Here is a 5,669-nt window from a genome sequence, read left to right on the forward strand (position 1 = left end):
AGACTCGACCGGCACACCGCCGATCACCAGGAAGAATCCTCCGCCGCACTGGCGGCTTGATCAACCCCCGAAGGATTTCCGGAACGGACCACTTAGCGCCAACCGCTGTTCCGTTGTTCCTACCGACGTCAATTGCATCGGATGCGAATACGCGACACTCGGCCTGGCGGCGGGTCCGAGACCGCGCGGAAACGACCCCATCAGGGACGTTGGCGGCCCACGCGGGTCCGGCTGACGCCGGAGGGGTAAACGGTGACGCCGGAGGAGTACGAGCGGTGGATGATCCGCGACTGCGCCCGCTGCGGCCGTCGCGCCTCGAAGTCCGCCGAGTGGTCAGACGGTCCGATCTGCCGGACCTGCTACGACCGCGCCATGCGTATCCGCGGCTGCTGCCCCGGCTGCCGAGCCGACCGGCTGCTGCCAGGCCGGGACGCGACCGGCACGCCGATCTGCCGCGACTGCGCGGGCATCGCCCGCGACTTCTTCTGCGACCGCTGCGGCTTCGAAGGGCTGCTCCTCGGCGGACGCCTCTGCGAACGCTGCACCCTCACCGACACTCTCGGCCGACGACGGCACAGGCCACATTGCCGCTTCGCTGCAACCGCTGGTCACCTCCCTGAAGGAGATGGACCGGCCCAAGAGCCGCCTGATCTGGCTCCGCAACCCCAATGTCGTCCGTCTCCTGCGCGGCCTGGCTGCCGGCAGCATCCCGCTCACCCACGACGGGCTGCACCAGGAAACACCCTGGCGAACTGTCGTCCACCTGCGTGACTTGCTGATGGACAGCGGTGTCCTGCCACGCGTCGACCGGCAGCTTCTGCTCTATCAGCGCTGGCTGGCCGAGCGGCTCGCCACCGTCGAGGACCCCGAACACCGGCGACTTCTTCAGCACTTCGCCACCTGGCACCAGATGCGGCGCCTGCGGAGCAAGGCGGAGAAGGGACCGCTGGGACGCTCCCAGACCAACCAGACGAAACAGGAGATCTCCCAGGCCGGCGCCTTCCTTGCTCGGCTCGCCGACCGAGGCCGCACCATCGAACACTGCCAGCAGGCTGACCTCGACGCCTGGCACACCGAGAAGCGGGCCACCCGTCGCCCGGCCCAGACGTTCCTGCGCTGGTGCATGAAGACGGGCCGGATGCCCCGCCTCGCCCTGCCACCCCAGGTCGTCAGCCAGGACCAAACACCCTTGCATCAGCACCACCGACTCGCCGTTCTACGGCGGGTCCTCAACGACGACTCCCTGCCCCTACGGGCCCGGGTCGCCGCCGCACTCGTTCTCCTCTACGCGCAACCCGTCACCCGTATCGTCCGCCTTACTGCCAACGACGTCATCGACGACGGGACCACCGTCACCGTCCGGCTGGGAGATCCACCCTCCCCACTTCCGCAGCCCGTCGCTGACCTCATGAGGGCATACGTCCAGTCCTGCCAGCACCAGCCCTATGCCAGCAGCAGGAGCTCGCAGTGGCTCTTCCCCGGACGCCAGCCCGGCCAGCCGATGAACCCGGTCAGCCTTCAAGTCCACTTGCGCGAGATCGGCGTCCCGCCGCAGCGCGGCAGGACCGCCGCAATCCGACAGCTCGTCCTCCAAGCCCCTGCTCCCGTCATCGCGAAGGCCCTCGGTTACCACGACAAGACAGCCACCCGCCTGGTCACCGAAGCTGGAGGAACGTGGAGCCGATACGCCCCTGGCGATCACAGCCAGTGATCGCTACAGCTCGCCGGTTACGACCGGACAACGCAGCGACGGACGTAACCAAGAAGCTCGCCTTCGCGCAATAGCGGGCGCCTGGAACACGGCCTCGACTGCAGAGCTGGCGTATGTCACACCACGTCAGGAGGACTGGCCGTTGACGCGGTACTCCTCGGAGGGCAGCGAGTCCCATTCAGTATTTGCGCCGTCGCGCGTCACCATGAACAACGGACGGGATCGGAGGTCCTGCCCAACGAGTTGTCCGCGAATCAGGACCCCGGGATCATCCGGTCCGGCGTAGCCCTCGGGCGTGTAGCGAAGGTACGCGTCCGTTGCCTCGGCATACGCGATTGCGTCACTCTCCAACTCCGACAGATCTCTCCCGACCAGCTGGAGTCCGTGGTACGCGACCTGGGGACCGTGCACGGCGTCGGCAGCTATGCAGAACAGCCCCACAGCCTGGCTGACGTAGGCCGTGACGGCAGGCGGTGAAGGAGCCACCCCGCGACGGTGGACTTCGATCTTCCAAGTCGGCGAGAAGATCGCGTGGTCCCGCGCACAATCGCTGACCTTCGTTTGGCCGAGTGTCTCAGCCGCCTCGACCACTTCGTCGATGCTCATACCGAACCGGAGCGGTCCGACGCCGACAGCTGGCGAATAGGACCACTCGTCCTGTTCGGCGACTCCGGTTTTGAACGCCATAGCCACTCCTCTGGAGACACCTGGGACTTGCCGCTGCCCATCATGTCAATCGCCGACCAGTGGCCGCCGGTGCCGCCGAGCTCGCGCAGATCACTCAGTGCGAGCTCCCATCTGGGCTCGGCCGCGAATACGCGACACCTGAACATGCGAGCTCACCAGTCCCGGGGCCGGCGAACCCGCGCGCTTCGGACCGCGCGATCAGCAAGGCGCGGGCCGATGAGAGCGGGCACGGCGGCACCGAGCGCCGTCTGATCGCGCTGGGTGCCCGGCCCCGCGAGCCCGGCCGGGCCTGGCTGGCCGAGGCCCTGGCCGCTGTCGGGGCGACGGTCCTGGACCACCGCGGCAACCACCGGTACGCCCACCTCATCGGTCCGCGCCGCGACCGGCGCCCGCTGGAGGCGACCACCTACCCGTACCCGAAGAAGGACCAGGAGGCCGCCGCATGATGCCCGGGCCCGGGCCCGGTCACGCGCGTCCGCGAGCCCACGGGCTCTGCACTCGCCACCCCCCGTTACTGAGCGGCAAGACGCTCGGGATAACACGGCTGCCCCGGACGTTCACCGCTTGTGCTCACCGGGGGCGTACCTGCTCCAGGTTCCGCCGGCTTCGGTGACCAGTCGGGTGGCGGTCTTGTCGTGGTAGCCGAGCGCCTTCAGCGGCGACAAGTTTGCGGGGAATCGGTTCGGCTCACGCGCTGCGGGCGCGGGCGGCAAGCAGGGCGGCCACGATGCACGGCGCGAGCAGCAGGCCGAAGGCGGCAACTGACCGCCGCGCCCACCCGGGCGAGGAGGCCCTTGGGGGCCGCTGCTCGACGGCGCGGCCCCCAGTCTCGACCCGCACCACCCCACGGCAGAGATAAATGCTGTACAGTTCCTGATGTCAGCTATGGATGGCCCCACAGCGCGACACCCGAACCCGAACCCCGCCACGCCGGCATCACCACCGTCGGCGCCTGATCAAGGAGAACTGATGATCCCCGCCGGCCGCATCCCCCTCGGTGCCGACGACATCGCCCAACGCAAGGGCAAGAAGACCCTGTCGCGTGCCGAGGCCGAGCAGCTGCCCGCCCCGATCAGCCGGACGGGCGCACGCACCCGCATCTGGGACTCCCAGCAGATCGACGCCCACCTCGCCGGCCTGCCGGAGGTCCCGCAACTGCCCGACCAGGAGTCCCCGGAGGACCTGCTGGACCGGGAAGAGGCCCGGCACCAGTTCCACAACGTCATCAAGCCCGGCGCCTGGGCCGCCTACGTCGCCCACGGCCACGCCCCCAAGCCCGACACGATCGTGTGCGGTGTCGCGCACTGGAAGCGACGCACCATCCGCGACTGGGACGCCAACCGCCCCGGCGCCGGCGCCGGCGGCGGCCGCCCCAAAGGCAGCAAGGACACCAAGCCCCGCACCCCCGCCACCGACAAGCGCCTCGCCCTCGCCCAGGAACGCAAAGACCGCGTGGCCCAGACGCTGGCCGCCAGCAAAGGCAAGGTGACCGCCGCCGAGATCGCCGCCGACCTGGGCATCACCGAGCGCCAGGCCTACCGGGTCCTCAACGAGGTACGCGCAGCCGCCAAGTAACCGCGTCGCGACTACGCCTGGCTGTGTCACTTTGTGTGGATGTCGTTTCGCGGTGGCTCCGGGACTCACGTGAAGACCGTATCCATGATCAATGTCAGCGAGTTTTGATGTCACTCGAGGTCACCTGGTGGGCGGCCGTCGGCGGCGCGTCCTGCGGGGCCGGAAGCGCCCGTCCCAAGCGTGCGAGCGGGGACAGGGACATCAGCACCGGGGACAGCATCATGCCTGCGGCCGTCACCAGGAGGCTGGTGCGCAACCCCCACTCTTCCGCGAGACAGCCGCCGAGCAGCGAGCCGAGCGGGGTCAGCCCCATGCCGACGAACGTGATCGTCGCGGCGGCGCGGCCTTGCATCCCTTCCGGGGTGACGGCCTGCCGGACGGCCATGACCGTGACGTTCACCAGCTGGCCGAAGGTCCCGAACACGAAGTTGACCGCCACGAGCGAAGGGATCGTCACCGCAGAGGGGCCGTGCAGCGCGGGCACACACAGCATGACGCCGTCGCCGAGTGCCGCTGCCGACACGAGCACCGCGCCGTAACCGAACCGGCTCGGCAGGCGGGCGGCCAGCAGCGAGCCCAGGAGCGCGCCCGGCCCCGTCGCCGCGAGCGCCAGCCCGACGGCGGTGCCCGACAGGTGCAGTTCCCGCGGCAGGAAGAGCAGATAGACGGTCATCATGGCCGCGAAGGAGAACTGGAAGGCGGCCGAGGCGAGGCCCACGGTCCGCAGCGAGGTATCGCTGACGACAAAACGGAGGCCCTCGTGGATCCGCCGCCAGACACGAGGGGTACGTTCCGAGCGCTCCGGGATCGATTCGCGGCGACGGATCCGCCCGATGGACAGGAACGACAGCGCGAAGAACAGCGCGCTGGAGGCAGCGGCGACCGGCGCCGACAGCAGGGACACCAACGCGCCGCCGAGGGCAGGTCCGCCGATCTGGGCCGCGGACCGGCTGCCCTCGAGCGCGCTGTTGCCCCGCACCAGCTGATCGCGTTTCACCAGCCGTACGACAGACGCCTGGTACGCCACGTCGAAGAACACGGACAGGGCCCCGATAATGAAGGCGACCACGAGCAGCGCCGGCAGGCCGAGGCCGCCGAGGAGGCCGACCACGGCGGCTCCGCCCAGCGCCAGCGCCCGGCCGAGGTCCGCCAGCACCATAACCGTGCGGGTCCGCCACCTGTCCACCCACGCGCCGACGAAGAGCGAGAGCAGAAGGATCGGCGCCTGCCCCACCGCGCGGAGGGCGCCCAGCTGACCGGCGTCGGCGTTGAGCGTCAGCACGGCGATCAGCGGCAGCACCACCAGGATTGCCTGCTCGCCGAGTTGGGAGGCCGTCTGGCCCACCCAGAGCCTGCGCAAGTCGCCGTCCCGCCACAGGCTTGACGGCACAGGCCGACCGGAATCGGATCCAGCGGAGGAAGCGGACGGCACAGAGACCCCTTGGGTTGCCGAAGACGACGCCGCCACCCGGGCGCACGACAGTGCACCGACGGTTCAGGCGGGGGAAGGCTCGCTGTGCCGCACATCAAGGGCAGCACGCGATGACAGGCCGATCACGGCCTACGACGTCAACGCGCGCTCGGACGACCGGGCATGTCTTAGTGGTCGCGTTCGGAAATCCTTCGGGGGTTGATCACGTGGTGAGAGGGGCGGAGGATTCTTCCTGTCGATCGGGTGTGTGTCGGTCGAGTTTGG

The 5,669-nt window shown here is 69.3% G+C and carries 6 protein-coding genes; 3 read left to right on the forward strand and 3 right to left on the reverse strand.

From position 1 onward, the window contains the following. The first annotated feature begins 625 nt into the window (after window positions 1-625). Complete coding sequence (locus EFK10_RS12315; protein ID WP_127355764.1) at window positions 626-1,711, forward strand: hypothetical protein; 1,086 nt, start codon at window positions 626-628, stop codon at window positions 1,709-1,711. A gap of 126 nt (window positions 1,712-1,837) precedes the next feature. On the opposite strand, the gene EFK10_RS12320 is transcribed toward EFK10_RS12315, so the two are convergent. Next, window positions 1,838-2,398 (reverse strand): hypothetical protein, encoded by a 561-nt coding sequence (locus tag EFK10_RS12320; RefSeq protein WP_127355765.1) that lies wholly within the window; start codon window positions 2,396-2,398, stop codon window positions 1,838-1,840. A gap of 59 nt (window positions 2,399-2,457) precedes the next feature. Between EFK10_RS12320 and EFK10_RS12325 the strand changes: the two genes are divergently transcribed. Continuing rightward, window positions 2,458-2,844, forward strand: a complete 387-nt coding sequence (locus tag EFK10_RS12325) for a hypothetical protein (RefSeq protein ID WP_127355766.1) — start codon at window positions 2,458-2,460, stop codon at window positions 2,842-2,844. Between the two features lie 241 nt (window positions 2,845-3,085). Here the strand turns inward: EFK10_RS12325 and EFK10_RS47310 are convergent, their stop codons facing one another. Continuing rightward, a complete protein-coding gene (locus tag EFK10_RS47310; RefSeq protein ID WP_164835953.1) occupies window positions 3,086-3,238 on the reverse strand; it encodes a hypothetical protein in 153 nt (50 codons plus the stop codon). 129 nt (window positions 3,239-3,367) lie between these two features. On the opposite strand from EFK10_RS47310, the gene EFK10_RS12330 reads away from it, so the two are divergent. After that, window positions 3,368-3,973 carry a hypothetical protein gene (locus tag EFK10_RS12330; protein WP_127355767.1) on the forward strand — a complete coding sequence of 202 codons (606 nt, stop codon included), beginning with the start codon at window positions 3,368-3,370 and terminating at the stop codon, window positions 3,971-3,973. A gap of 94 nt (window positions 3,974-4,067) precedes the next feature. On the opposite strand, the gene EFK10_RS12335 is transcribed toward EFK10_RS12330, so the two are convergent. After that, window positions 4,068-5,405 carry an MFS transporter gene (locus tag EFK10_RS12335; protein ID WP_127355768.1) on the reverse strand — a complete coding sequence of 446 codons (1,338 nt, stop codon included), beginning with the start codon at window positions 5,403-5,405 and terminating at the stop codon, window positions 4,068-4,070. Between the last annotated feature and the right edge of the window lie 264 nt (window positions 5,406-5,669).

Origin of the sequence: Streptomyces soli, from assembly GCF_003999195.1 — a bacterium.
GTDB classification, from domain to species: Bacteria; Actinomycetota; Actinomycetes; order Streptomycetales; family Streptomycetaceae; genus Actinacidiphila; species Actinacidiphila soli.